At 67.0% G+C, this 24250-nt stretch carries 21 protein-coding genes; 5 read left to right on the forward strand and 16 right to left on the reverse strand.

Going from position 1 to position 24250, the window contains the following annotated elements; translation table 11 throughout:
* Nucleotides 1-668: 668 nt before the first annotated feature.
* The 10 genes from FHS28_RS17875 to polA all read right to left on the reverse strand — a co-directional run bounded on the left by FHS28_RS17875 (nt 669) and on the right by polA (nt 12713).
* On the reverse strand, nt 669-2174 hold the full coding sequence (locus tag FHS28_RS17875; RefSeq protein WP_088454342.1) for a tripartite tricarboxylate transporter permease: 1506 nt from the start codon (nt 2172-2174) through the stop codon (nt 669-671).
* Nucleotides 2175-2184: 10 nt separating this feature from the next.
* Entirely contained in the window at nt 2185-2652 is a 468-nt protein-coding gene (locus FHS28_RS17880; RefSeq protein ID WP_088454341.1) for a tripartite tricarboxylate transporter TctB family protein, read from the reverse strand.
* Between the two features lie 201 nt (nt 2653-2853).
* Entirely contained in the window at nt 2854-4650 is a 1797-nt protein-coding gene (gene tfpB / locus FHS28_RS17885; RefSeq protein ID WP_088454340.1) for a type IV pilus assembly ATPase TfpB, read from the reverse strand.
* 3 nt (nt 4651-4653) lie between these two features.
* Nucleotides 4654-5445 (reverse strand): spermine/spermidine synthase domain-containing protein, encoded by a 792-nt coding sequence (locus FHS28_RS17890; protein WP_088454339.1) that lies wholly within the window; start codon nt 5443-5445, stop codon nt 4654-4656.
* Nucleotides 5446-5490: 45 nt separating this feature from the next.
* Nucleotides 5491-6003: a DNA-deoxyinosine glycosylase gene (locus FHS28_RS17895; protein WP_088454338.1), complete on the reverse strand. Its 513-nt coding sequence runs from the start codon at nt 6001-6003 to the stop codon at nt 5491-5493.
* Entirely contained in the window at nt 6003-6926 is a 924-nt protein-coding gene (locus FHS28_RS17900) for a TatD family hydrolase (protein ID WP_088454337.1), read from the reverse strand. The genes FHS28_RS17895 and FHS28_RS17900 overlap by 1 nt, the downstream gene beginning before the upstream one ends.
* Nucleotides 6927-6938: 12 nt before the next feature.
* A complete protein-coding gene (purU, locus tag FHS28_RS17905) occupies nt 6939-7826 on the reverse strand; it encodes a formyltetrahydrofolate deformylase (protein WP_088454366.1) in 888 nt (295 codons plus the stop codon).
* A gap of 117 nt (nt 7827-7943) precedes the next feature.
* A complete protein-coding gene (locus FHS28_RS17910) occupies nt 7944-8645 on the reverse strand; it encodes an ABC transporter ATP-binding protein (RefSeq protein ID WP_088454336.1) in 702 nt (233 codons plus the stop codon).
* A gap of 7 nt (nt 8646-8652) precedes the next feature.
* Nucleotides 8653-9912 (reverse strand): lipoprotein-releasing ABC transporter permease subunit, encoded by a 1260-nt coding sequence (locus tag FHS28_RS17915; protein ID WP_088454335.1) that lies wholly within the window; start codon nt 9910-9912, stop codon nt 8653-8655.
* A gap of 23 nt (nt 9913-9935) precedes the next feature.
* A complete protein-coding gene (gene polA, locus FHS28_RS17920) occupies nt 9936-12713 on the reverse strand; it encodes a DNA polymerase I (RefSeq protein ID WP_088454334.1) in 2778 nt (925 codons plus the stop codon).
* 450 nt (nt 12714-13163) lie between these two features.
* Between polA and FHS28_RS17925 the strand changes: the two genes are divergently transcribed.
* From FHS28_RS17925 to FHS28_RS17935, 3 genes are all read left to right on the forward strand, one after another.
* Complete coding sequence (locus tag FHS28_RS17925; protein ID WP_088454333.1) at nt 13164-13748, forward strand: hypothetical protein; 585 nt, start codon at nt 13164-13166, stop codon at nt 13746-13748.
* Between the two features lie 132 nt (nt 13749-13880).
* Nucleotides 13881-14852 carry a homoserine kinase gene (locus tag FHS28_RS17930; protein ID WP_088454332.1) on the forward strand — a complete coding sequence of 324 codons (972 nt, stop codon included), beginning with the start codon at nt 13881-13883 and terminating at the stop codon, nt 14850-14852.
* Nucleotides 14849-16030, forward strand: coding sequence for a BPSS1780 family membrane protein (locus FHS28_RS17935; RefSeq protein WP_088454331.1), 1182 nt, complete (start codon nt 14849-14851; stop codon nt 16028-16030). Before FHS28_RS17930 ends, FHS28_RS17935 begins: the two co-directional genes overlap by 4 nt.
* A 124-nt stretch (nt 16031-16154) precedes the next feature.
* Here the strand turns inward: FHS28_RS17935 and FHS28_RS17940 are convergent, their stop codons facing one another.
* The 3 genes from FHS28_RS17940 to FHS28_RS17950 form a co-directional block, all read right to left on the reverse strand.
* Nucleotides 16155-17705: a HipA domain-containing protein gene (locus FHS28_RS17940; RefSeq protein ID WP_088454330.1), complete on the reverse strand. Its 1551-nt coding sequence runs from the start codon at nt 17703-17705 to the stop codon at nt 16155-16157.
* Between the two features lie 4 nt (nt 17706-17709).
* On the reverse strand, nt 17710-18006 hold the full coding sequence (locus FHS28_RS17945; RefSeq protein ID WP_184295140.1) for a helix-turn-helix transcriptional regulator: 297 nt from the start codon (nt 18004-18006) through the stop codon (nt 17710-17712).
* Between the two features lie 108 nt (nt 18007-18114).
* Nucleotides 18115-20595, reverse strand: a complete 2481-nt coding sequence (locus FHS28_RS17950; protein WP_088454328.1) for a UvrD-helicase domain-containing protein — start codon at nt 20593-20595, stop codon at nt 18115-18117.
* Nucleotides 20596-20628: 33 nt separating this feature from the next.
* Between FHS28_RS17950 and FHS28_RS17955 the strand changes: the two genes are divergently transcribed.
* The gene (locus tag FHS28_RS17955) at nt 20629-21042 is read left to right on the forward strand and encodes a YchJ family protein (protein ID WP_088454327.1); all 414 of its coding nucleotides are present in this window, start codon (nt 20629-20631) and stop codon (nt 21040-21042) included.
* 62 nt (nt 21043-21104) lie between these two features.
* Here FHS28_RS17955 and FHS28_RS17960 read toward each other — a convergent pair whose 3' ends face one another.
* Nucleotides 21105-21479: a hypothetical protein gene (locus FHS28_RS17960; RefSeq protein WP_088454326.1), complete on the reverse strand. Its 375-nt coding sequence runs from the start codon at nt 21477-21479 to the stop codon at nt 21105-21107.
* Between the two features lie 369 nt (nt 21480-21848).
* Between FHS28_RS17960 and FHS28_RS17965 the strand changes: the two genes are divergently transcribed.
* A complete protein-coding gene (locus FHS28_RS17965; RefSeq protein ID WP_310736811.1) occupies nt 21849-22559 on the forward strand; it encodes a pseudouridine synthase in 711 nt (236 codons plus the stop codon).
* 66 nt (nt 22560-22625) lie between these two features.
* Here FHS28_RS17965 and FHS28_RS17970 read toward each other — a convergent pair whose 3' ends face one another.
* Together FHS28_RS17970 and FHS28_RS17975 are read right to left on the reverse strand one after the other, a co-directional pair.
* Nucleotides 22626-23705, reverse strand: a complete 1080-nt coding sequence (locus tag FHS28_RS17970; protein ID WP_088454324.1) for a WD40/YVTN/BNR-like repeat-containing protein — start codon at nt 23703-23705, stop codon at nt 22626-22628.
* Nucleotides 23706-23729: 24 nt separating this feature from the next.
* Nucleotides 23730-23999: a MoaD/ThiS family protein gene (locus FHS28_RS17975; protein ID WP_088454323.1), complete on the reverse strand. Its 270-nt coding sequence runs from the start codon at nt 23997-23999 to the stop codon at nt 23730-23732.
* Between the last annotated feature and the right edge of the window lie 251 nt (nt 24000-24250).

The raw sequence follows: 24250 nt of genomic DNA on the forward strand, positions 1-24250 counted from the left end.
CATTCATTTTCCGTGAGCGTCTAAAGATTTAACCTTCTCAGGTTGCCTCTATTCAGACGCCCACGCTTATTGGCTGTAAATTTTTAAAGATCATCGAAGCGGCCAGGCCGTCTTCGTTGCGTCGCTGTCGTCGTTTTGTTTACGTCGTCAGCAGCGCAGAAGCGAGATTATGAATCATTCTTTCTGATTTCGTCAAGCAGTCAGTGCAAATTATTTTTTACGCTGACTGCGAGAGACTCATCACGAAGATCAATCACTCACCACCTTCAAGCGCTTTTTCACTCTTGCATATTGCAAACCGGAAACCGCACCTGAGGGTGTCGCTGTTCGGCCGGGGCTTGAACCCAACCGGTCAACTTGTGTTCAGAACTTGTTCAGAACGTTTGTTGATCAGCGAAGCCTTAGACTGTAGCACAGCAAATTCTGCGGACACAACTGCCGCAGTGAGATATTGGCGATATTCGCCCAGTGCTAGAGATGCGTCGCCGCCGAAGCCCACCCCACCTCCGCCGCAGCCCCCGCCGGCGTGGTGCCCGAGCCGCGGGGGCGCCTCCCTGAGATGCAGCGCCCTCCCCCCGCACTGTCCAAAAAGAAAGGGCCCGCCAAGGCGGGCCCTTTCAGGTGAGTCCATCCACGCGGGCAACCAGGTGGCGCCGCGTGCCGCGCCGTCAATCCTCCTGGAAGGCTTCCTCGCGCTTATTCTTGATGGAGGGCAACATCACCACCACCACCATCAGCGCCGCAGCGATCAGCAAACCGGCCGACAGCGGGCGTGTCATGAAGGTGCTCCACTCGCCCCGGGACAGCAACAGCGCCCGGCGCAGGTTCTCTTCCATCATGGGGCCCAGGATGAAGCCCAGCAGCAGCGGCGCAGGTTCGCAGCTCAGCTTGTAGAACAGGTAGCCCACCACCGCGAAGCCGGCGGTCATGTACACGTCGAAGTTGTTGTTGTTCAGCGTGTAGGTACCAATACAGCAGAACACCACGATCGCCGGGAACAGGAAGCGGTAGGGCACGGTCAGCAGCTTGATCCAGACGCCGATCAGCGGCAGGTTCAGAATGACCAGCATCAGGTTGCCCACCCACATCGACGCAATCAGCCCCCAGAACAGTTCCGGATTGCTGGTCATCACCTGCGGACCGGGCTGGATGCCCTTGATCGTCATCGCGCCCACCATCAGCGCCATCACCGCATTGGGCGGAATGCCCAGGGTCAGCATCGGGATGAACGAGGTCTGTGCACCGGCGTTGTTGGCGGATTCCGGTCCCGCGACGCCCTGAATGGCGCCCTTGCCGAATCGGCTCGGATCCTTGGCGACCTTCTTCTCCAGCGTATAGGCCGCGAACGATGCCAGCAGCGCACCGCCCCCGGGCAGCACGCCCAGCAGCGAACCGAGCGCCGTACCGCGCAGCACGGCCGGCCAGGCGTCGTGAAAGTCCTGCTTGGTGGGCCACAGACCCTTCACGCTCTTGGTGAAGACTTCCCGGTGTTCCGCCGGCTGACCCAGGTTGGCGATGATTTCACCGAACCCGAAGATGCCCATGGCGATCACCACAAAGTTGATGCCATCGGTCAGTTCAGGAATGTCGAAGGAGAAGCGCGGCGTGCCGGAGATCACATCGGTGTTGATCTGCCCCAGCAGCAGACCCAGCACGATCATCGCAATGGCCTTGAGCAGCGAGCCGGAGGCCAGCACCACCGCACCGATCAGCCCCAGCACCATCAGCGAGAAATACTCCGCCGGGCCGAACTTGAAAGCCAGCTCCGTCAGCGGCGGCGCAAAGGCCGCGATGATGACGGTGCCCACACAGCCCGCGAAGAAGGAGCCCAGGCCGGCCGCCGCCAGCGCCGAGCCGGCGCGCCCTTGACGGGCCATCTGGTAGCCGTCGATGGCGGTCACCACCGAAGACGACTCCCCTGGCACGTTGATCAGAATGGCGGTCGTCGAACCGCCATACTGCGCGCCGTAATAGATACCGGCCAGCATGATCAGGGCGGGCGTCGCATCCAGCGAATAGATGGACGGCAGCAGCATCGCGATGGTGGCCACCGGCCCCAGGCCAGGCAGCACACCGATCAGGGTGCCGAGCACCGCGCCGCCAAAGGCATACAGCAGGTTGGTGAGGGTCAGGGCTGTCTGAAAGCCCAACATCAGGTTATTGATCAGATCCATGCGCGACTCCTCAACCGCCGAGGAAGGTTGGCCACACCGGGATCACGAGGCTCAATCCCTTGACGAAAATCGCCCAGCTGCCCACGGTGAGCACGACGCTGCTCAGAACGGCATCACGCCAGCGGAATTCATCGCTGGCCATGGACGACACAATGATCAGCACCGGCAGCGTGATCGCCAGACCCAGACGGGGCAGTGCGAAGCCGAACAGCGCAATGGCGCCGACGACGATCAGCAGCGGACGCCAGGCGATCGACCCGATGGGCTGGCCGCCTTCCGATTCGATGGTGAGCGCCTTGAACAGCACTGCGGCTCCCAGCAGTGCCAGCAGCACGCCCAGACCGAAGGGGAAATAACCGGGCCCGGGACGGGCCGAACTGCCAAAGCTGTAGTGGATCAGGGAACCGCTCGCAAACGCGACACCAACGATCACAAACAACAGCCCTGACCAGAAGTCGCGCTGACTCTTGATCTTCATTCGAGGGACCCTCTAGAGGCTTGAATGGCGGCGATTCTAGGGATCGGCGGTGCCCCGCCGTCTGTGGTTTCCACGTAAAACGGCGAGCGGTCGGCGCCCTGGGGAAAACACCCACGGTGCAGCGCCCCGGCGCGGCGCTGTCGCCTCGGTACTGTCGCCTCGGTACTGTCGGCTCAGTCCTGTTGGCTCAGTCCCGTCGATTCACCCCTGGTGTTCCCACGTCGGCGTGCTGCGCAGCACTTCATCCATCGTCGTCAGCCCTTCAGCGACCTTCATCGCCCCGCCCAGCCGCAGCGGCCGCAGGCCTTCCTGCACCGCCTGGCGGCGCAGCGCCGTCATGTCGGTGTGGGGGTGCAGATGCCGGCGCACCGTGTCGGACAACATCAGCAGCTCATACAGGCCCGCTCGGCCACGGAAGCCGGTGTTGCGGCAGTCCAGGCAGCCCACCGGCTTGTAGGGTTTGACGCCGCCGCTCAGGCGCCAGGGCTTGAGGGTGTCGTTGAGTGTGTCCAGGGTCACGTCCGGATCCGGCGCCTTGCAGTTCGGGCACAGCGTGCGCACCAGCCGCTGGGCCAGCACACCGATCACGGTGGCGTCGATCAGATAGTTCGGCACCCCCAGGTCCGTCAGGCGGGTGATGGCCGACACCGAATCGTTGGTGTGCAGCGTGGAGAACACCAGGTGGCCAGTCAGCGACGCCTGGATGGCCATCTCGGCCGTTTCCAGGTCGCGGATTTCGCCCACCATGATGATGTCCGGATCCTGCCGCATCAGCGCCCGCAGGCCCTCGGCAAAGCCGAAGTCGATGGAGGCCAGCACCTGGGACTGGTTGAACGAGGGTTCGATCATTTCGATCGGATCCTCCACCGTGCAGACATTCACCTCATCCGTGGCCAGCCGCTTGAGAGTGGAATACAGCGTGGAGGTCTTGCCCGAACCGGTGGGACCGGTCACCAGGATGATGCCGTGCGGCCTGGACGTCAGCCGGGTCCAGCGCTCCGCATCGTGGGTCGTGAAACCGAGCTGCGACAGATCCTTGACGGCGGTATCCGGATCGAAGATCCGCATCACCATCTTTTCACCGAAGGCGGTGGGCAGCGTCGACAGACGCATTTCCACCTCGTCCCCGGCCGGATTGCGGGTCTTGATGCGCCCGTCCAGCGGGCGGCGCTTCTCCACCACGTCCATGCGGCCCAGCAGCTTGATCCGAGCCGTCATTGCCGCCATCACGGACGGCGGCAGCTGGTAGACCGTGTGCAGCACCCCGTCGATGCGGAAGCGGATCGCGCCCATGTCGCGCCGCGGCTCCAGGTGGATGTCCGAGGCGCGCTGGTCGAAGGCGTACTGCCAGAGCCAGTCCACCACCTGCACGACGCCCTGATCGTTGGCGTCCAGCTGCTTGTTGCTGCGTCCCAGCTCCACCAGCTGCTCAAAGCTGGCGGTCTGGCTGGTCTCCCCGGTCTTGGACGCCGCCCGCACCGAACGGGCCAGGGTGAAGAACTCGGTGGTGAAGCGGCTGATCTCCTGCGGATTGGCCAGCACCAGCTTCAGACGCTTGCGGGTGTGGGATTCAATCTGCGGCACCCAGCCCAGATCCAGCGGCTCGGCGGTGGCCACCGTCACGTCGGTCAGCCCCACCGACACCGGCAGGCAGCGACGCGCCTCGGCATAGTTGGCCGACATCACATCCGCCACCCGGCCGACGTCCACCTTCAGCGGGTCGATGCGCAGGTAGGGCATCTTCAGGCGCCCGGCCAGCCATTCGGTCATGGCCTCCACGTCCATCAACCGGCCGGTATCACTGCGGGCCAGCCCCGCATTGCCCAGGCGCACCAGGGGATGCAGGGCGCTGTTGCCGGCATTGAAGCGCGACTCGGTCTGCCGGGCCTTCTCGGCATCGATCACACCGTCTTCAACCAGCCATTTCAGCAGCACTCGCCAGTCGAGCTTGCCTGCGGGCGCGGTCTCCGGGGCCTTGGCGGCAGTGGGCGTCTTCATGGCTTAATCGCGGATCTGATTGATGATGTTCATCGGCAGCGGGCGCACCAGTTTGAGCCACTTGCGCGCCGGCAGGTCGAAACGGTCTTCGATGAAGGCCGCGCGCCGCTCCAGCTCGTCCCGGTCCGGCACCTCGATGCCGCGGGCGGCCACCACGATGGTGTTGCCCTCTCGCGTGGGGGTCAGGTGCCAGACCTGGTCCGACCCAAATGCGGTGGCGATACGGGCCGCGCTGCGGGAGAAGCTGGCGCTGCGGCCAAACAGGTTCACCGTCATCACCCCGCCGTCAGCCAGGACGGCGCGGCAGTCGCTGTAGAACTGCTGATCGTCCAGCACCGGCGCCGCGGCTTCGTGGTCGTAGAGATCGACATTGAGCACCGCCGCCGACCCCCAGTTCGCCGCATCCGCCACCCAGGCGCCAGCATCCTGGTTCAACACCTGGAAGCGGTCGTCATCGTCCGGCAGGTGAAACCAGTGCCGGCAGGCGCTGATGACCGTCGGATTGATCTCCACCGCGGTGGTCTTCATCTTGAGCTGGCGCCGGGTGAAGCGGCTCAGCGCGCCGGCCCCCAGGCCCAGCTGCACCGCGCGGCCGGCGGTCATCTCGGGCGCCTCGCGCCACAGCATCCAGGCCATCATGCGCTGCACGTACTCCAGCTCCAGCTGGTCAGGCTTTTTCACCCGCATGGCGCCCTGCACCCAGATGGAGTCCAGGTGCAGATACCGCACGCCGTCGAACTCACTCAGCGTCGCCTCGACCCAGTCTGTCTTGTTCTTGTCCCGCTTGTTGCCCACTGCGCCGTCCCGATCTCATGACTGTCAGGCGACCCCACGAGTGGGTCACCCTTGATGTGGCGGGCGCTCGTCGCCGGTCGCATCCAGCGCCCGCCAGGCCCGCAGCTTCTCATCGTAGGGCATCGTATGGGCCGGGCTGGAGGAAGGAAGCACGACAACCCGGTAAACCTTTGCAAGGTCGCCCAGTTGACGGTGTCCAAGACGGCCGGCGGTGCCGCCGTTGAAGCCGATCACCCGCAGCGCCGGCAGTTCCTGCAGCAGCCGTCGCAGGTCGCTGACGGCGGGGTTGCGGATGGCACTGTCCAGACTCCCTTCCCGCTCGGTCTCGGCAATGACATCCCACAGGGCGATGCGCTGGGCCTTCAAGGCCTCCAGGCGCGCGTCATACGGCAGCGTCGCCAGCTCGATGCCGCGCACATCCCCCAGGAGACGCCAGAACTGGTTGCGGGGGTGGCCGTAATACTGCTGCGCCTTGAGGGAGGCGACGCCGGGAAAGCTGCCCAGCAGCAGCCATTCGGCATCCGGGCCCATGACCGGCGCCAGGCCGGACCAGCGCATCAGCGCCCCGCCGCGGCGGCAGCCGCCGGGCCGACGACAGGACCAGGTGCAGGGGCCGGCCCAGGTGCAGGCCCGGCCACAGCCTCGGACCCGGTCACCGCCGCGGATGCCCCCAGGGCCGCCAGCCGCGGCAAGGCCCGCAGGGCGTTGTGCCGAGTGATGCGGGCCGCCTCGTCCACCGACCAGCCCCGCAGCGCCGCCAGATCGGCCCCGATGCGGGGCAATTCGCCCGGCTCATTGCGCATCGACGCACCGGCCGCCCGCTCTTCGGCGGTACGGTAGAGCCACTGCGGGGGGATGTCGGGCGCGTCGGTTTCCGTCACCAGCGCTTCGGCGGGCAGCTCGGCGGCCAGCCGGCGGATCTGCAGGGAGCGGTCGAAGGTGAGGGTTCCACCGAAGCCGAGGCAAAAACCCAGGCCCAGGAAGGCATCCGCCTGCTGCCGGCTGCCATTGAAGGCATGACCGATGCCACCAGTGTCCAGCCCAATGCGGCGCAGGCCCGCCAGCAACTGGTCCGCGCTCCGGCGCACATGCAGGATCACCGGCAGCCGGTGCCGACGCGCCAGCTTGAGCTGCTCCAGATAGAACCACTGCTGCCGCTGCACATCGAGCGACTTGACGAAGAAGTCCAGCCCGATCTCACCGATGGCCACCAGCCGGGGGTCGTCACGATGCGCGGTCAGGGCCTCGTCCAGGGCGGCGATGTCCGCTTCCGTGGCGCGCATCACGTACAGCGGATGGATGCCCAGCGCATAGGCAAACCCATGCGCATGGGCCAGCAGCCGGACGGTGTCGAAGTTCTCCGCCGCGACCGCCGGAATAACAATCTGCTGCACCCCGGCCGCCCGGGCTCGCGCGACCACCGCCGTCCGGTCGATGTCAAATTCCCCGGCGTCCAGGTGGCAGTGGGTGTCGATCCACATGGCTGAGGCCGCTCAGCGGAAAACCACCGTGCGATGCCCGTTCAGCAGCACCCGGTGTTCGGCATGCCACTGGATTGCCCGGGCCAGGGTGACGCATTCCACATCGCGGCCGATCGCCACCAACTGGTCCGGCGTCATGCTGTGATCGATGCGGGCGACGTCCTGCTCGATGATCGGCCCTTCGTCCAGATCAGAGGTGACGTAATGGGCGGTCGCGCCGATCAGCTTCACGCCCCGCTCATGCGCCTGGTGGTAGGGCTTGGCGCCCTTGAAGCTGGGCAGGAAGCTGTGATGGATGTTGATGGCGCGACCTTCCAGGTAGCGGCACATCTGCGGCGACAGGATCTGCATGTAACGCGCCAGCACCACCAGGTCGATCTGCTGCTCTTCGATCACTTCCTGGATGCGACGCTCCTGCGCCAGCTTCTGCTCCTCGCTGGCATGCAGCAGGGGGAAGTGATGGAAGGGAATGTTGTGGGACGCGGCCAGCTGATAGAAGTCCCGGTGGTTGGACACGATCGCCGGAATCTCGATGGCCAGATGGCCGGTCTGCACCCGGAAGAGCAGATCGTTCAGGCAATGCCCCAGCCGCGACACCAGCAGCAGCACCCGCGTCTTGCGATGGGCGTCCACCAGCTCCCAGTCCATCGACAGGCGCTCGGCCAGCGGCTGGAAGGCCGCCCGCAAGGCCTGCACCGGCCGCGGCTCGGCGCATTCGAACTCGATGCGCATGAAGAAGCGGTGGTGGTCCGCATCGCCGTGCTGGGCGGAGGTCAGGATGTTGCCGCCCTGGGCCAGCAGTTCACCGGTGACCGCATGCACGATCCCGGCCTGATCCGGGCAGCTGAGCTTGAGGATGAAACGGCGGGAAGCGCCGGAGGCGTCGGAGGCGGTCGTCATGATGCGCCGATGGTAATTCACCGGCGCGTGCGCCACGGCCGTGCCGGCTGCCGCCCGCCTCGCCATCGGTGAAGCGTGACTGGCAGGATGGTGAACGCCGGGCTGCCGGAGGCGCCCTCAGCCCAGGATCTGCAGCGTCCCGCCCACCAGCCGGCGCTGATGCTGGCACCGCGCCGCCAGATCCTGATCGTGGGTGACCATGACAAAGGCCGTGCCCTGCTCCCGGGCGAGTTCCAGCATCAGGTCGAAGACCGTGCCGGCCGTCGTGCGGTCGAGGTTGCCGGTCGGCTCATCCGCCAGCACGCAGGCCGGGCGCGTGACCAGCGCCCGGGCGATCGCCACCCGTTGCCGTTCCCCCCCCGACAGCTCGCCAGGCCGATGCGCCGCGCGGGACGCCAATCCCACCCGCGCCAGCACCGCCTGGGCCTGTGCCCTCGCCTGCTCCACCGGCACGCGGCGGATACGCAGCGGCATAGCCACGTTGTCCAGCGCGCTGAACTCCGGCAGCAGATGGTGGAACTGGTAGATGAAGCCCAGATGCTGGTTGCGCCACTGCCCCCGGGCGGCTTCGCCCAGTGTCGAGAGTTCGCGACCCATCAGCATCACCCGGCCGGCGCTGGGCTTGTCCAGTCCGCCCAGGATGTGCAGCAGCGTGCTCTTGCCCGAGCCGGAGGCGCCCAGCACGGCCATGGTCTCGCCGGCCTGCACCGTGATGTCCACGCCCTTGAAGACCTGCACATCCAACGGGCCCTCCACAAAACGCTTGCCCAGGCCGAGGCCCTGCAGCACGGGGCCCTGAAGCGCGCCCGTCGGATTCATGCCGGCCTCACTCATAACGCAGCGCCTCCGCCGGTTGCAAGCGGCTGGCGCGCCAGCTCGGATACAACGTCGCCACAAAGGACAGGATCAGGGAGGTCACGGTCACGGGGATGATGTCGCCCCACTGCGGGTCGCTGGGCATGTGGCTGATCAGGTAGATGCTGGCCGGCAGGAAGGTGGTGTGCAGCACCCGTTCGATGAAGGGCACGATCACGTCCAGGTTGTGTGCCACCAGCAGGCCCAGGCCCAGGCCGGACAAGGTGCCCATCACCCCGGCGAGTGCGCCCTGGATCATGAAGACGCCCATCACCGACTTGGGGCTGGCGCCCAGGGTGCGGAGGATGGCGATGTCGGCCTGCTTGTCGGTCACCGTCATCACCAGGGTGGAGACCAGATTGAAGGCGGCCACCGCCACGATCAGGGTGAGGATGATGCCCATGAGGCGCTTCTCCACCTGCACCGCATCGAACCAGTTGGCATTGGTGCGGGTCCAGTCGCGGACCAGGATGTCGCGGGAGAAGCGCTGCTGCAGGTCCTGGCCGACGGCGCGGGCCTGTTGCACATCAGTCAGCTTGAGCTGCACACCGCTGGGGCCGCCGGTGCGGAAGAGCTTGGCGGCGTCGTCCACGTGCACCAGGGCGAGGCCGCTGTCGTATTCATAGTGACCGGCGGAAAACACGCCCACCACATTGAACTGCTTGTAGCGGGGCACCACGCCGGCGGGCGTCAGCTGACCGCTGGGCGCCACGATGGTGATCTTGTCCCCGGCCTGCACGCCCAGCTGGCGGGCCAGCTCCACGCCCAGGATCATGTTCCATTCACCGGCCTTGAGCCGCTGCAGCAGGCCGTCCTTGGCCAGCGAAGCGGCCACCGGCGTCACCGCCGGCTCCAGCGTCGGGTCGATGCCGCGCACGATGGCGCCGCGCATGTCCTCGCCGCGGGCGATCAGCGCCTGCGAGCTGACGAATGGCGCCGCGCCCACCACCGCCGGATTCTCCTTGGCCTTGGCGGCCACCGCCTGCCAGTCGGGCAGTGCTTCGCCGGTGTAGTTCAGCAGTTCCACATGGGCCACGACCGACAGCATGCGGTCGCGCACCTCCTTCTGGAAGCCGTTCATCACCGACAGCACGATGATCAGCGCCGCCACCCCCAGGGCGATGCCGAACATCGACACCCCGGAGATGAAAGAGATGAAGCGATTGCGCCGCCCCCCGCGGCCGGCGCGCGTGTAGCGCCAGCCGACCTGCAATTCATAAGGCCAATTCATAGGGCGTGGATGCTAACAGTGGGTCAATGCGCTTCGTCCCAGTTGTTGCCCACGCCGACCTCGGCGAGCAGGGGCACCTTGAGGGCGGCCACACCGGCCATCAGCGTCGGGACCTCGGACTTGACCCAGTTCAGCTCGTCCTCCGGCACTTCGAAGACCAGTTCGTCGTGCACCTGCATGACGATGCGGGTGCGCTTTTTCTGCTCATCCAGCGCCTGTTGCACCGCGATCATCGCCAGCTTGATCAGGTCGGCCGCCGTGCCCTGCATCGGTGCGTTGATCGCCTGACGCTCGGCGCCACTGCGGCGCGGACCGTTGCCGGAGTTGATCTCGGGCAGCCAGAGGCGCCGACCGAAGACGGTTTCGACATATCCCTTGGCCTTGGCAAACTGCTTGGTGTCGTCCATGTAGGTGCGGACACCGGCAAAGCGGGTGAAGTAGCGGTCGATGTAGTCCTTGGCCGCCTTCTGCTCGATGCCCAGCGACTGGGCCAGGCCAAAGGCGCCCATGCCGTAGATCAGGCCGAAGTTGATCGTTTTGGCGTAGCGGCGCTGCTCCGGCGTCACCGCCTCCACGCCGCCGCCAAAGACTTCCGCCGCCGTGGCGCGGTGCACGTCCTGGCCTTCCTGGAAGGCACGCAGCAGGCCGGGGTCTTCGCTGATGTGGGCCATGATGCGCAGCTCGATCTGCGAATAGTCGGCACTCACGATGCGGTGGCCCGGCGGGGCGATGAAGGCTTCGCGCACCCGGCGGCCCTCCGCCGTGCGGATGGGAATGTTCTGGAGGTTGGGCTCGTTGCTCGAGAGGCGCCCCGTCACCGCCACCGCCTGGGCGTAGGTGGTGTGCACGCGGCCGGTCTGCGGATTGACCATCAGCGGCAGCTTGTCGGTGTAGGTGCTCTTGAGCTTGGACAGCGCCCGGTATTCCAGGATCTTGGCCGGCAGGGGGAAGTCGGCGGAGAGTTTCTCCAGCACCTCTTCGTCGGTGGACGGGGCGCCGGTCGCGGTGCGCTTGACCACCGGCAGACCGAGGCGGTTGAAGAGGATCTCGCCGATCTGCTTGGGTGATCCCATGTTGAAGGGCTGGCCGGCCATTTCATGGGCCGCCTGCTCGGCGGCGACCATGCGCTGGCCGAGTTCGGCACTCTGCGCCTGCAGACGGACGGCGTCGATCAGCACGCCGGTGCGCTCAATGCGCGCCAGCAGCTGCGACACCGGCATTTCCAGCTGCTCGTAGACGAACTTGAGCTTTTCCTCGGCCTCCAGGCGCGGCATGAGCGCGAGGTGGACCTGCAGGCACATGTCAGAGTCTTCGCAGGAATACTGCGCCGCCTTGGTCACCTCGACCTGGGCAAAGGGAATCTGATGGGCACCCTTGCCGCAGAGATCTTCGTAGCTCAGGCCCTTGCGGCCGAGGACGCGGTCGGCCAGGGCTTCCAGGCTGTGACTGCGGTGCGCTTCGAGCACATAGCTTTCCAGCATCGTGTCGAAGACATAACCCGCCACCTGGATGCCATGATTGGCCAGGACGTGGGTGTCGTATTTGATGTTCTGCCCGACCTTGGGACGGGTGGCATCCTCCAGCCAGGGCTTGAGGCGGGTGAGCACCTCGTCCATCGGCAGCTGCACCGGCGCATCCGGGCCTTCGTGGCGCAGCGGCACATAAGCGGCTTCGCCCGGCTTGACGCTGAAGCTGATGCCGACGATGCGGGCCTGCATCGCGTCGAGGGAGTCGGTTTCGGTGTCCAGGGCGGCCAGCGGGGCCGACTGCAGGCGCTGGAGCCAGTCGTCGAAGCGGGGCCAGTCGGTGACGGTTTCGTAGTGCGTTTCGGCCGGCGCGGGGGCTACGGGCGGATCGGCGAAGAGGTCGGACTGGCCGGCGGGCAGGTCCGGTGGGACGGTCGCGCCGTGGCTGGGCTTGCTGCCGCCCAGGCGCCCTTCGAGTTCGCGCTTCCAGGTTTTGAAGCCGTTGCGGTTGTAGAAATCGAGCAGGCCGGCCTCGTCCACCGGCTTGAAGGCCAGGGCTTCGAGTGCGGGCCAGCCGGCCACATGCTCGCAGAGGTCACAGTCGACCTTGACGGTGACCAGCTTGCGTCCCATGGGGAGCCAGTCGAGAGCCTTGCGCAGGTTCTCGCCGGCCACGCCCTTGATCTTGTCGGCGGCGGCAATGACGCCGTCGAGCGAGCCATGTTCCGCAATCCATTTGGCCGCCGTTTTGGGGCCGACTTTTTCAACGCCCGGGACGTTGTCGACGGTGTCGCCCATGAGGGTGAGATAGTCGATGATGCGGTCGGGGGAGACGCCAAACTTGGCCAGCACGCCGGCTTCGTCGAGGCGTTCGTTGCTCATGGTGTTGATGAGCTGGACGTCAGGGGTGACGAGCTGGGCCAGGTCCTTGTCGCCGGTGGAAATCAGCACCTGGTGGCCGGCCTGCGCCGCCACGCGGGACAGGGTGCCGATGCAGTCGTCGGCCTCGACGCCGGGGACGGTGAGGACCGGCCACCCGAGCAGGCGCACGACCTCATGGATGGGCTCGATCTGTTCGCGCAGCGCATCGGGCATGGGGGCGCGCTGGGCTTTGTATTCGGGGTACCACTCGTCGCGGAAGGTGGGGCCGGAAGCGTCGAAGACGCAGGCGGCGTGTTCGGCACCGGCGTCATCGCGCAGGCGCTTGAGCATGGCCACCATGCCATGGATGGCGCCCGTGGGCTGGCCGTTCGGGCCGCGCAGGTCCGGCATCGCGTGATAGGCGCGATAGAGATAGCTGGAACCGTCAACCAGCAACATCAGGGGCTTATTCATGGGGGCGTATTGTGCCTTGGGGGTCGGGGGGGATCCTGTCAGCGGGAGGCAGGAAGGAGGCTCTTGAGGGGGTGTCTGCGGGGGATTTGAGAGAGGCACTGTGCGATGGTTGGGCAGTGCGACCGGCGTGCAGCGATCGGCGTGCAGCGACCGAGCGGCCACAAAGACCAGGGGGCCCTGTTTCCTCCATGCCAGCGCCAGCGGCGCTGGCCTTCGCTAGGCACAGACAGTCCCCCGGACTGTCTGTGTCCGAGCTCAGTCCCTTCTGCCCAGCTCCGCTGGTCATTCATTCCTGATACTTACGGAAACAGGGCCCCCCTGGCCTTCGCCGTTCATCGCGGAGGCCTGCGTGAGACGGAACACCGCGCGTTTCGAGCGCAGGGGAGCTCGGGCGGGCCGCACCCCGCCCGGCGAAAAAGGTGAGGCGTAAAGCCATAGAATTCACCCATCATGATCATCACCCGCTTTGCCCCGTTGCCCAGCCTCCATCGGCTGGCGGTCGTCTGCGCTGTCGCCCTGGGCGCCGCTTCGGCCGCGCACGCGGCAGAGGCGCCCGCTGCGCCAGTCGCCACGGGTTCCGCGACCGCTCAGGCGGGCGCCGGAGCGGGTGGTACGACCGGAGCCGCTGCGCCCGGCACCGCCAAGGCGGGTACGTACTCCGTTTCGGCAAAGGAGTGGGCGGCTTCCGCTGCTGCTGCAGGCACGTCCGCTCAGGCGGCCAAGCCGTCGGCGGAGGGGGCTGCAAGCGCTCAGGCCACGCCAGCCGTTGCCTCCGCCCCGGCCAACGCCGGCAATGGCGTCGAGTTCCACGACGTGCCGGATGCCAAGGTCGAGCAGATCGTGCAGGAAGATGACAAGGTCCGCATCGAGGAGACGCGGGTCCGAGGCCTGACCCAAAAGCTTGTGATCAAGCGCAAGGACGGCACGCCCGAGTACGAGATCCTGCTCGGCGATACCGGCAAAGATATTCCCGTCCGCCAGGGCGCTGACCGCGGTGGCGCCGGTCAACGCGTCTGGCGCGTGCTGAGCTTCTGATCAGGAGCCCTGCCCCGGTCGCCCCCGGTATGCTCAACGTCCGCTGACCACTGACCCAGCCGTCAGCCCGATCAGCCGAGGCCGCCGCAGACCCACGCCCGACAACGCTCCGATCACCACCCCCATTTCTTCATGGCCGTATTCACCGACGTCACGCCCGAAGCGGCCCAGACGCTCCTCGACACCCTCCAGCTGGGCGAACTCCAGTCGCTCAAGGGCATCTCCGCCGGTATCGAGAACACCAATTACTTTCTGACCAGCACCAAGGGTGAGTTCGTGCTGACGCTGTTCGAGCGTCTGAGCTTCGAGCAACTCCCCTTCTATCTGGAGCTGATGCGCCATCTGGCCCGTCGCGGCGTTCCCGTGCCCGCCCCTCAGCCGGACGCGCAGGACCGCATCCTCCACACCGTCGCCGGCAAACCGGCCGCGGTGGTGGAGAAGCTGCGCGGCGGACATCAGCTGGCGCCGGATGAGTTCCATTGCGAGCAGGTCGGCGCGGGGCTGGCCCGGATGCATCTGGCCGGCGCAGATTTCCCGATGCATCAGGACAATCTGCGCGGCCTGCCCTGGTGGCGCGAGACGGTGCCAGTGGTGCTGCCGCATGTGAGCCCGGAGCAGGCCACGCTGCTGCAGGAGGAACTGGCCTTCCAGGAACAATTGGCGCCCGGCACCGCGCAGTTGCCCCGCGGGCCGATCCATGCGGATCTGTTCCGGGACAATGTGATGTTCGAAGGACTGCCAGGCCGGGAGCGGCTGAGCGGCTTCTTCGATTTCTATTTCGCCGGGGTGGACACCTTCCTGTTCGACCTGTGCGTCTGCCTGAACGACTGGTGCATTGACCTGGCCAGCGGCCGCCTGGATGAGCAGCGCGCCAGCGCCTTTGTGCGGGCCTATGAGACGGTGCGACCGCTGACCGGCGCGGAACACCGGCTGCTGCCCGGCATGCTGCGGGCCGCCGCCCTGCGGTTCTGGATCTCGCGGCTGTGGGACTTCCACCTGCCCCGCGAAGCCAGCCTGCTCAAACCCCACGATCCCACCCATTTCGAGCGCGTTCTGCGCGAGCGCATCGCCCGTCCGTGGCACGCGCTGGAGTCCTTGCCATGATGTTGCACCTGCAGTCCGTCCCCGCCCGCAATGGGCTGATCTGGGTGCGGCACGGCCTGAAAGTGGTGCAGCGCCAGCCGTTTGCGCTGGTCGGCCTGTTCTCCCTGACCATGCTGGTCTGGACGCTGCTGAGCCTGACCGTCGTCGGCTCGCTGGTGACCGTGGCCTCGGTGCCGCTGGTCTGCCTGGGCTTCATGCTGGCCTCGCACCAGGTGCTGCAGTCCCACACCCCCACGGTGTCGGTGTTTGCGCAGCCGCTGCAGCTGACACCGGAGCGCCGCAAGGCGCAGCTCCTGCTCGGACTGCTGAGCGTGGTGCTGAGTGTGGTGATCAGCCAGATCGCCATCTGGGTGGCCGGCGGTGCGATGGACCAGCTCGCCGACATGGCCAAGTCGGGCACGCAACCGGACCCGGCCGCGGTGGTGGCGGTGATGACCGATCCGCGCATGATCCAGGCCACCTTCACCTTCTTCGGCTTGTTGACGCTGGTCAGCGTGCCGCTGTGGCACGCGCCGGCGCTGATCCACTGGGGCGGCCAGGGCGTGATCCAGTCGCTGTTCTCCAGCACCCTGGGCGTGTGGCGCAACAAGGGCGCGTTTCTGGTCTCCGGCATCGTCTGGACCGTGCTGACCTTCACCTGCTCCATCGTCGTGAGCCTGGTGGCGGCCCTGCTCGGGTCGCGCACGCTGGCCACCCTGCTGCAGGTGCCGGTGTTCTTCGTGCTGTCCACCGCCTTCCTCTGCTCCCTGTATTTCACCTTCATCGACTGCTTCATGTTCGGTGCCCCCAAGGACCTGCCGGTGCCGCCCACACGAAAGGGCGGCAAGGGCGGCACCGACGGTGATGCGGGGGGCGCGGGCAGCCAGTTCAGCGCGGGCGCCGGAAACGGATCGACGGACGCCGCCTGGCCCGTCGTTTCGCAGACGTCTGAACGGCCCGCAGGCGAGGCATCCGCACCGGCACCTTCAGATGCACCATCGGTTGCGGCGGCACCGGCACCACCACCGGCACCGGCACCGGCATCTGCACCGTCCTCTGAACCTGCAGCTGCACATTCCGCTGCACCTGTGGAGACGCCGGTTGAATCATCCGCACCCGCGACCGCAACAGTCGCTGCCGGTCGTTCCGCCAGCGAAGCGCCAAAGCCCGACAACGGCGAGGACCAGAAGCCTCACTGAGACCGGACCGCTCTGCCGGCACGTTCGGTCGAGCCGCGCTCGATCCGGAGCGTTCGGCTGCGGGCCTCCATCCGCGCGCCCGTCGCCCCCAAGTCCATCGTCAGTCTTGAGTTCTGACCGGCACTCAGTCGCGATGATCCGTGTGCAGCAGGTCGTCCACCCAGGCCAGATGACGGGTGGCGTTCGCGCTCACCACTGTCACGATGCCTTGCATCACGTCCTGGGGCATCTCATCCGCCAAGGTCTCTGCCAGCGCATGCGCTTCCTGCGGGGCGGCTTCGCACATCCGTCGCAGTTCGTGGGCCAGGATCCTCGGCGGTGCGCCGCAGGATTTTGCGGCCACCGCCCAGTCATGGGCGCTTCCGGATGGCGGGACCATGGATGACTCAGGCGTCAAACGCGGTCTCGCGTTGAGCGCGGGCGGGCAGATCAGATCCATCACGGGGGCCCATCGCAGCCCTGCGTGATCGAGGTAGCACCAAAGCTCATCCGGCCTCGCGGCCCAATGCCCGGTCAGCGTCTGGAAGATCCACCAGCGGATCAGCGCCCGCCGATCCACCAGCGGTTGTGGACTGAGGTCCAGCAGCTTACCCAGTTGCTTCCATCGCTCGGCGGCTGATGCGGTCGGTACCGCCTCGGCGGACGCGCTGGAAGCGTGACACTCACGGTCGGCGATGTCACCGCAAGCATGCGCATGCGGCCGCAGCCCAAGCGCCTGCGCCACAGAGACCGCATGAAAGCGTCGCACCCGGCCGTCGTCCAGGCGCAGCCGGTCCCATCGCTGGAACTGCAACACCGGCATCGGGAGTCTCAGCAGTTCAACGGGGGCCACGTCCAGGCCCAGGCGAGCGGCCAGGCGGAGACAGAAGAAGCGGTTGAAGAGCCGGTGCTCACCCCCGTCGCCTTCGCCTTCGCCTTCGCCTTCACCCTCGCCCGCGCCATGGCTTGGTGCCTCCAGCAGATGGGTGGAGGCCAACTGCGGCGTGCGGGTCCACCACCACTGGCCCTGATCCAGGTACACGCCCACGCGCGGGCGACCCGCCGATCCCGATGGCCACCAGGGCATCACCTGCGGCGCATCGTTGGACGGAAGCAGCAGCGACTCTTCCACCGGTCCCCGCAGACGCTCCGCCATCTCGGTGACGGGGATCACGCGCAGTTGCGGCCCGGCGCGGCGCGGCGCCTGGGTGTCCCGCAGGCTGACGGCGCCAGGCAGATCGTCACCCGCAGCGGTCAGCACCGGCAGCAGGGCGTCGCCGGCTACTCGACCCAAGACCCGCCGAAGTCCGGCTTCCGCAAGACCTCCCGGGCGCAATGCATTCAGGTAGGCCGCCAACTCGCCGGAACCGGGATCGGCTTGCGCAGCAAGGCCGGAGGTCGCGGAGGACCTGCGTCCTTGCGGTGAAGGGGCGGCGTGTGCGGGCTCCGCAAGCGCCGAGGCCTTCGCCAGATCCCCCACCGGCGCCGCACGAGGCGCGGCAACAGACGCGACAGGAGACGCGACAGGAAACGCGGCATGAGGCGCCGCCAGATGCAGCGGCAGCCCCGGACTGAGCGGATACGCTCTCAGCCCAGCGGACCATTCCGGCCAATACCGCAGGCCCGCAGGAGCGCCGTCAAGTGCGACGGTCACCTCTGCGGCGGGCTGGTCGTCCAGCCACACCTGCACGGTCATGGTCTCAAGCCTCGTCGCGGGTCGCCAGGATGGCGCGGCGCACCACCTCGCGTTCGGTGGCCGCGACCGCAAACAGCGTGACACCCAGTTCACGCGCGGCCTTGAGCACGGTGGGCAGGCCCACACCGGCCCCACCCTTTTCGATATTGATCATGGTCTGCCGCGACACGCCAATGGCATCGGCGGCTTCCACCAGCGGAATACGGGACCTCGTGCGGGCGGAACGAATGGCCGCGCCCAGGGAAGCAGCGTCCAGCACGGTGGGATCGTGAGGAGGATCAACAGGAACGACGGTACGCATGGGTCTCCAGACTGCAGAGAAAGTTTTTCCCCTCCCTCCCCGCGCGGTGGGTCCGGACATCCGGACTCTCTGGCGCCCCGCCCCGACTCTAACGCTTCTTGAACCGACTCAATCGATCGGGGTCAGCTTGGCCACGCTCAGCGCCAGCCACTTCACCCCATGCCGACCGAAGTTGACCTGCGCGCGTGCATCCGGTCCGCTGCCCTCGAGCGTCACCAGCACGCCTTCCCCGAATTTGTTGTGGAAGACGCCCTTGCCCACCCGCAGACCGCCATGTTCGTCGCCCGTCTTCTGCGCGGCCGACTGTTTCATCGAACTGGGCACCGGCGCCGACGCAAAGCTCGGCGGCTCCACACGACCCGCGCCGACCATGGACTTCAGCCCCGATCCGCGCTGCCAGGCCTGCTGGTAATCTTTTGCAAAGCCGGAGCCGAAGCCCTGGTTGCGCGGCGTCAGCCACTTGAGCGTTTCTTCCGGCAGCTCTTCCAGGAAGCGGCTCTTGATGTTGTAGCGCGTCTGCCCATGCAGCATGCGCGTCTGGCAGAAGCTGATGTAGAGCCGCTGCCGGGCGCGGGTGATGGCCACATACATCAGCCGGCGCTCTTCCTCCAGCCCGTCGGCATCGGACATCGAGTTCTCATGCGGGAAGAGGCCTTCCTCCAGCCCGGTGATGAACACCGCGTCGAACTCCAGCCCCTTGGCCGAATGCACCGTCATCAGCTGGATCGCGTCCTGACCGGCCTGTGCCTGGTTGTCGCCAGCTTCGAGTGAGGCATGGGTCAGGAAAGCGGCCAGCGGCGACATGATTTCGCCGGTCTCCGCATCGGGCGTGGCCGGCGCAGCGGCCGCCACCGCGGACGGGAAGCCGTCGGCAATCTGGCCGGGCGAGTGCTCGTCCACCGGCAGGGCCACCGCGTCCTTGCCGAAGCCTTCCTGGGTGACAAACGCCTCTGCCGCGTTGACCAGTTCCCCCAGGTTTTCCAGCCGCTCTTCGCCTTCTTTTTCGTTGCGATAGAAGTCCGCCAGACCCGAGGCTTCAATGACGTGTTCAATGATTTCGCGCAGCGTCAGGCCGGTGGTCGCCTCCCGCATCGCTTCGATCATGCCGACGAACCCGCCCAGGCTCGCACCGCCGCGACCCGACACCGCCGCCACGCTCTGGTAGAGCGACCGGCCGCTCTGCCGCGCCGCATCCTGCACCAGCTCGACGGTGCGGGCGCCAATGCCCCGCGCCGGGAAGTTGACGACGCGCAGGAAGCTGGTGTCGTCGTTCGGGTTCTCGATCAGCCGCAGGTAGGCCAGGGCGTGTTTGATTTCGGCGCGTTCGAAGAAGCGCAGGCCGCCATACACCCGGTACGGAATGCCCGCATTGAAGAGTGCCGATTCAATCACCCGCGACTGCGCATTGCTGCGGTAGAGCACCGCAATCTCGCTGCGCGGCAGCCCCTGGCGATGCAAGGCCTGCGCCTCTTCCAGCAGCCACTGCGCTTCCGCGAAATCGCTGCTGGCTTCGTTGATGCGCACCGGCTCGCCCGCGCCCGCGTCGGTGCGCAGGTTTTTGCCCAGGCGCCGGGTGTTGTTGCTGATCAGCGCATTGGCCGCGTCCAGGATGTTGCCGAAGCTGCGGTAGTTTTGCTCCAGCTTCACCACATGGCGCACCCGGTACTCGCGTTCGAAGTCGCTCATGTTGCCGACACGGGCGCCACGGAAGGCATAGATGCTCTGGTCGTCATCGCCCACCGCAAAAACGCCCTGGCCGCGCCCCGGTGGCGCGAACATCTTCAGCCAGGCGTATTGCAGCTTGTTGGTGTCCTGGAATTCGTCCACCAGCACGTACTGGAAGCGCCGCTGGTAGTGCTCACGCACGGCGGCGTTGTCACGCATCAGCTCATAGGAGCGCAGCATCAGTTCGGCGAAGTCCACCACGCCTTCGCGGGTGCACTGGTCTTCGTAGTTCTGATAGATCTCCACCAGCTTGCGGGTCTGCTCGTCCCGCAGGTCGATGTCCTTGGGCCGCAGGCCGTCTTCCTTCGCGCCAGCGATGAACCACGAGACCTGCTTGGGCACGAACCGCTCTTCGTCCAGCTTCATCGCCTTGATGACGCGCTTGACGGCGGAGACGGTGTCGCCCGCATCCAGGATCTGGAAGCCCTGCGGCAGGCCGGCGAGTTTCCAGTGCGCCCGCAGGAAACGGTTGCACAGGCCGTGGAAGGTGCCGATCCACATGCCCCGTACATTCACCGGCAGCATCGCCGAGAGACGGGTGACCATCTCCTTGGCAGCCTTGTTGGTGAAGGTCACCGCCATCACGCCCGCGGGCGTGGCCAGGCCCTGGCTCATCAGCCAGGCGATGCGGGTGGTCAGCACCCGCGTCTTGCCCGAGCCGGCGCCGGCCAGAATGAGCGCCGGCTCCTGGCCCAGCGTCACCGCCGCATATTGCTCGGGATTGAGATTGTCCAGCAGGCCGCGCGGCGCGCGCGGACGGAACAGGTCGTGCTGACCCTCGTCCGGCGTGTCGTGGGCGTCCTGCGAGTCCTGGCCGTTGCGGGCATGAGGGGCGCCGGCCGCGCCAAAATCCTGGGAATTCATCCAGCCATTCTAGGATGGCATGATGCCGGCCCGATGAAGACCATGCATTTCAGTCCAGACGCCCCCTGCCCTTGCGGCCGAAACGCCCTGTACGGCCGCTGCTGCGGGCCGCTGCATGGCGCCTTTGAGGCGGAGGGCGCCCTGACCGCGCCGGATGCCGAGGCGCTCATGCGCTCCCGCTACAGCGCCTTTGTGCTGGACCTGACCAGCTATCTGCGGGCCACCTGGCATCCGCTGACGCGTCCGGACGCGGTGGCGCCGAATGAGCCGGGGCTGCGATGGCTGGGGCTGGAGGTGAAGCGGCATGCGGTGCAGGACGAGACCCACGCGACCGTCGAGTTCGTTGCACGGAGCAAGCTCGGTGGCCGCGCCTACCGGCTGCATGAGATCAGCCGCTTCGAGAAGGTGGACGGCGCCTGGCTCTACAGGGATGGCGATCTGAACTGAGCCGTTACGAGACGGTTCGGCGGTCTTCCCAGCGGGGGGCGGTGTCCGGCCCCGTGACGCGATCAGGCAAATTCCTGGCGCACGCCCCGCGAGTTGAGCCGGCTCAGCGCCCAGGACAGGGCCAGCGCCATCAGCCCGCCCAGCGGCACGAGGGCCAGCATCGGCAGTTCCTGCACCAGCGCGCCCACGGCCACCATCACCACCGGCACCAGACTCGCCAGCAGCCAGTTGCTGGCGCGCAGCGCCCATTGCAGGCGGCGCCACAGCGCGTGGCCGGTCACCAGGGCCAGCACCGACCAGCCGCCCAGCGCCACCGCCAGCCACGGCTCCATCCGCCAGGCCGACAACAGCAGCCCCAGCAGACCGAGGAACACCAGTCCCCACCCCAACAGGGAGACCAGACTGGAACGATGACCGACGCGCAACTCCTGAGGCATGACCCACTCCTGAGAACAGCATCCGCTTGGCGGCGAGGTCCGACGGGACCCTGGGATGCTGTCCGAACAACCGATGCTGGAAGGCCCATCCGCTGCGATGATGATGGGCCGCTCCGATGACAGGATTTTGGCGACCACCCCTGGGTGGCGTCACACCCCCAAAGCGGGGTGAGCGCGTGAGAACGAAGCAAAAAACCATCACTTTCCGTGGGGCGAACCGCCTTCCCGGCCGCACCGTCCCCTCAACCCATGACATCGCCCTCTCCATCGTTTCAAGACGCATCCGAGCCGCTGCAGGCGCGGGCGCCGGAGCACGCATCCACGGTGGCCGCCGGTACACAACACGCAGGGCTCCGGGTGGCGGGGCCCGTGCCGCTGTCGCCGCTTCGACTGCTGCATCTGGACGAGTACCTCGCCGTCATCGACAAACCCGCCGGCCTGCTGGTGCATCGCACCGCACTCGACGCCCATGAAGACGACGCTGCCGTCCAGCGCCTGCGGGACCAGCTCGGGCAACCGGTCTGGCCGGTGCATCGGCTGGATCGCGGCACCTCGGGCGTGCTGGTGTTTGCGCTGCAGGCGGAGACTGCCAGCGCCCTGGGCGTGGCGCTGGCGGAGCGGCTCACCCACAAGCGTTATCTGGCACTGGTGCGAGGCTGGCCTGCGGACGATCAGGGCACCGTGGATCATCCCCTGGCGCGCGACCCGGAACTGCCGTCGGCCGGTCAGCCGATGCTGGACGCGCAAACCCACTGGCGGTGCCTGCAGCGCTTCACCGTGCCGGTGCCCACCCATCCGCAGTTCCCGGACACCCGGCTGAGCCTGCTGGCCTGCGAGCCGGTCCAGGGCCGACGGCATCAGATCCGTCGGCATCTCAAGCATCTGGCGCATCCGATCATCGGGGATGCCAATCACGGCAAGGGACCGCTGAACCGCGCGCTGGCGGCTTTTCTCGGCCAGCAGCGGCTCTGGCTGCATGCCGAGCGGATGCAGTTGCAGCATCCGGTGACCAACGCCCCGCTCACGCTGGAAGCCCCCCCGGGGCCCGAGTGGGCGCGCTGGCTGGCGCCCCAGGCTTGACGCCCGCTGCGGCCGTCAGCGCCCCGGCACAGCCGCGGTCAGCGGCTTTGCGGTGACGCCGCCATCTCAACCAAAGCGCACGCAGTAGACCGGCGGCAAGGTGTGCGAGACATTGCGCCAGTGATCGCCGGCATCGCCGCTGGCCCAGACGTTGCCGGTGGTGCTGCCCATCATCAGCCGACGCCCATCCGCATGGGCCGCCAGACCGTGGCGATACACAAGGTCGTAACAGTGCTGCTGCGGCAGGCCCGATCGCAACGTTTCAAAGGTCTCGCCCCCATCCCGCGTGCGGTTAACGGCCAGCGCGCCGTCCACTGGAAGCCGGCGCTCATCCTTGACCGCCGGCACGAACCACGCCGTCAAGGGATCGGCGGCATGGGCGGCCACGGCGAAGCCGAAGCCGGAGACCGGCGGCTTGATCTCCCGCCAGAACGCGCCGCCGTCTTCACTGCGCCAGACCCCGTTGTGATGCTGGCACCAGAGCACCCGCGGGTCCGCCTCACAGGCGACGATGCGATGCGGGTCCTGCGTGTTCTCCTCGCCCGCCTGCTCCGGTGGCATGAAGTCGGCGCGCATGCCTTTGGCGCTGATCTGCCAGTGCTGGCCGCCGTCCTCGGTGCGCCAGGCGCCGCCGCAGGAGATCCCCAGCAGCACCTGCGACGGCTGCTTCGGATGGATGCAGATCGAGTGGATGCCCGGTGCGTCATAGCCGCCGCCGAACCACCCCAGCCGGGCCGGCTGATGCCACAAGGACTCCACGAGCGACCACCGTTCGCCGTCGTCCTCGCTCACAAACAGGCCGCCTGGGATGGTCCCGGCCCACAGCCGTCCATCGCTGCCGCGCTCCAGCGACCAGATCTGCTGCAGCTTCCACGCCGGCCCCTCCGCGCCCTCCGGCTGCCCGGGAAAGGCCGGAGCCGGCAGCTCGTGCCAGGTCGCCCCACCGTCATCCGACGCCTGCAACTTGCAGCCAAAGTGGCCCAGGTTGAGCGCCGCAATCACCCGTCCGCCCGGAACGGCCGGCGGCAGCACCATGCTGACCGGATCGCCTGCGAAATGGTGACGTGCCACCGACCAGCCGTCGCCATCCCGCTGCTGCAGTTCAAACAAGCCTTTGCGGGTTCCGATCCAGGCGGTCGTCGTCATGGGTGTCTCCTTCGCTGCATCGGGTCAGCCGCCCGACAGCGCCTGCAGCACATAGACCCGGGACGCGGGCGACAGGGCATCACTCAGTCCCTGCCGATCGCGCGCCTTGTGGCCGTCGATGAACACGGCCACATGGGTGCGCAGGTGGCCCTGCTCATCCAGGATGTAGCCCCGCAGACGCGGATTCACCCGGAAGGCATGCGCCAGCGCCTCCCCAAGCCGGGCGGCTTCGCAGTCCAGCACGGGGGTTTCCACGTACCGGTGGAGCTGCGCGGTGAATTCGACATGTGCCATGGGCGCACATGCTGCGCCGATTGGCGATCAATGAAAAGCTCGTCTCCCCCCAGGCATTGGGGCCTCCAGGTTCGGCCACCATGAGCGATCTTCACAGGCGGCGCCCAAGGGCGCTCACGGACAAGGGCTTCCTCGCCTGCCCCGGCGCGCGTCCGTGTTCTTGGGGACAATCCGCCACCGCACGGCGCTGCAGGGCGCTCCCCAGCACCCGCGGCGATGTCCCACTTCTCTGATCGCCGATCGTCCTTGGG

Source organism: Roseateles terrae, assembly GCF_014192155.1.
Taxonomy (GTDB): Bacteria; Pseudomonadota; Gammaproteobacteria; order Burkholderiales; family Burkholderiaceae_C; genus Roseateles; species Roseateles terrae.

Coding starts and splice junctions, on each gene's coding strand:
- FHS28_RS17955 (WP_088454327.1), top strand. CDS start 20,629: ATGAAGACCATGCATTTCAGTCCAGACGCCCCCTGCCCTTGCGGCCGA.
- FHS28_RS17895 (WP_088454338.1), bottom strand. CDS start 6,003: ATGCGCTGGTCCGGCCTGGCGCCGGTCATGGGCCCGGATGCCGAATGG.
- polA (WP_088454334.1), bottom strand. CDS start 12,713: ATGAATAAGCCCCTGATGTTGCTGGTTGACGGTTCCAGCTATCTCTAT.
- FHS28_RS17960 (WP_088454326.1), bottom strand. CDS start 21,479: ATGCCTCAGGAGTTGCGCGTCGGTCATCGTTCCAGTCTGGTCTCCCTG.
- FHS28_RS17945 (WP_184295140.1), bottom strand. CDS start 18,006: ATGCGTACCGTCGTTCCTGTTGATCCTCCTCACGATCCCACCGTGCTG.
- FHS28_RS17875 (WP_088454342.1), bottom strand. CDS start 2,174: ATGGATCTGATCAATAACCTGATGTTGGGCTTTCAGACAGCCCTGACC.
- FHS28_RS17915 (WP_088454335.1), bottom strand. CDS start 9,912: ATGAATTGGCCTTATGAATTGCAGGTCGGCTGGCGCTACACGCGCGCC.
- tfpB (WP_088454340.1), bottom strand. CDS start 4,650: ATGAAGACGCCCACTGCCGCCAAGGCCCCGGAGACCGCGCCCGCAGGC.
- FHS28_RS17950 (WP_088454328.1), bottom strand. CDS start 20,595: ATGAATTCCCAGGATTTTGGCGCGGCCGGCGCCCCTCATGCCCGCAAC.
- FHS28_RS17970 (WP_088454324.1), bottom strand. CDS start 23,705: ATGACGACGACCGCCTGGATCGGAACCCGCAAAGGCTTGTTTGAACTG.
- FHS28_RS17900 (WP_088454337.1), bottom strand. CDS start 6,926: ATGTGGATCGACACCCACTGCCACCTGGACGCCGGGGAATTTGACATC.
- purU (WP_088454366.1), bottom strand. CDS start 7,826: ATGACGACCGCCTCCGACGCCTCCGGCGCTTCCCGCCGTTTCATCCTC.
- FHS28_RS17940 (WP_088454330.1), bottom strand. CDS start 17,705: ATGACCGTGCAGGTGTGGCTGGACGACCAGCCCGCCGCAGAGGTGACC.
- FHS28_RS17880 (WP_088454341.1), bottom strand. CDS start 2,652: ATGAAGATCAAGAGTCAGCGCGACTTCTGGTCAGGGCTGTTGTTTGTG.
- FHS28_RS17925 (WP_088454333.1), top strand. CDS start 13,164: ATGATCATCACCCGCTTTGCCCCGTTGCCCAGCCTCCATCGGCTGGCG.
- FHS28_RS17975 (WP_088454323.1), bottom strand. CDS start 23,999: ATGGCACATGTCGAATTCACCGCGCAGCTCCACCGGTACGTGGAAACC.
- FHS28_RS17930 (WP_088454332.1), top strand. CDS start 13,881: ATGGCCGTATTCACCGACGTCACGCCCGAAGCGGCCCAGACGCTCCTC.
- FHS28_RS17935 (WP_088454331.1), top strand. CDS start 14,849: ATGATGTTGCACCTGCAGTCCGTCCCCGCCCGCAATGGGCTGATCTGG.
- FHS28_RS17910 (WP_088454336.1), bottom strand. CDS start 8,645: ATGAATCCGACGGGCGCGCTTCAGGGCCCCGTGCTGCAGGGCCTCGGC.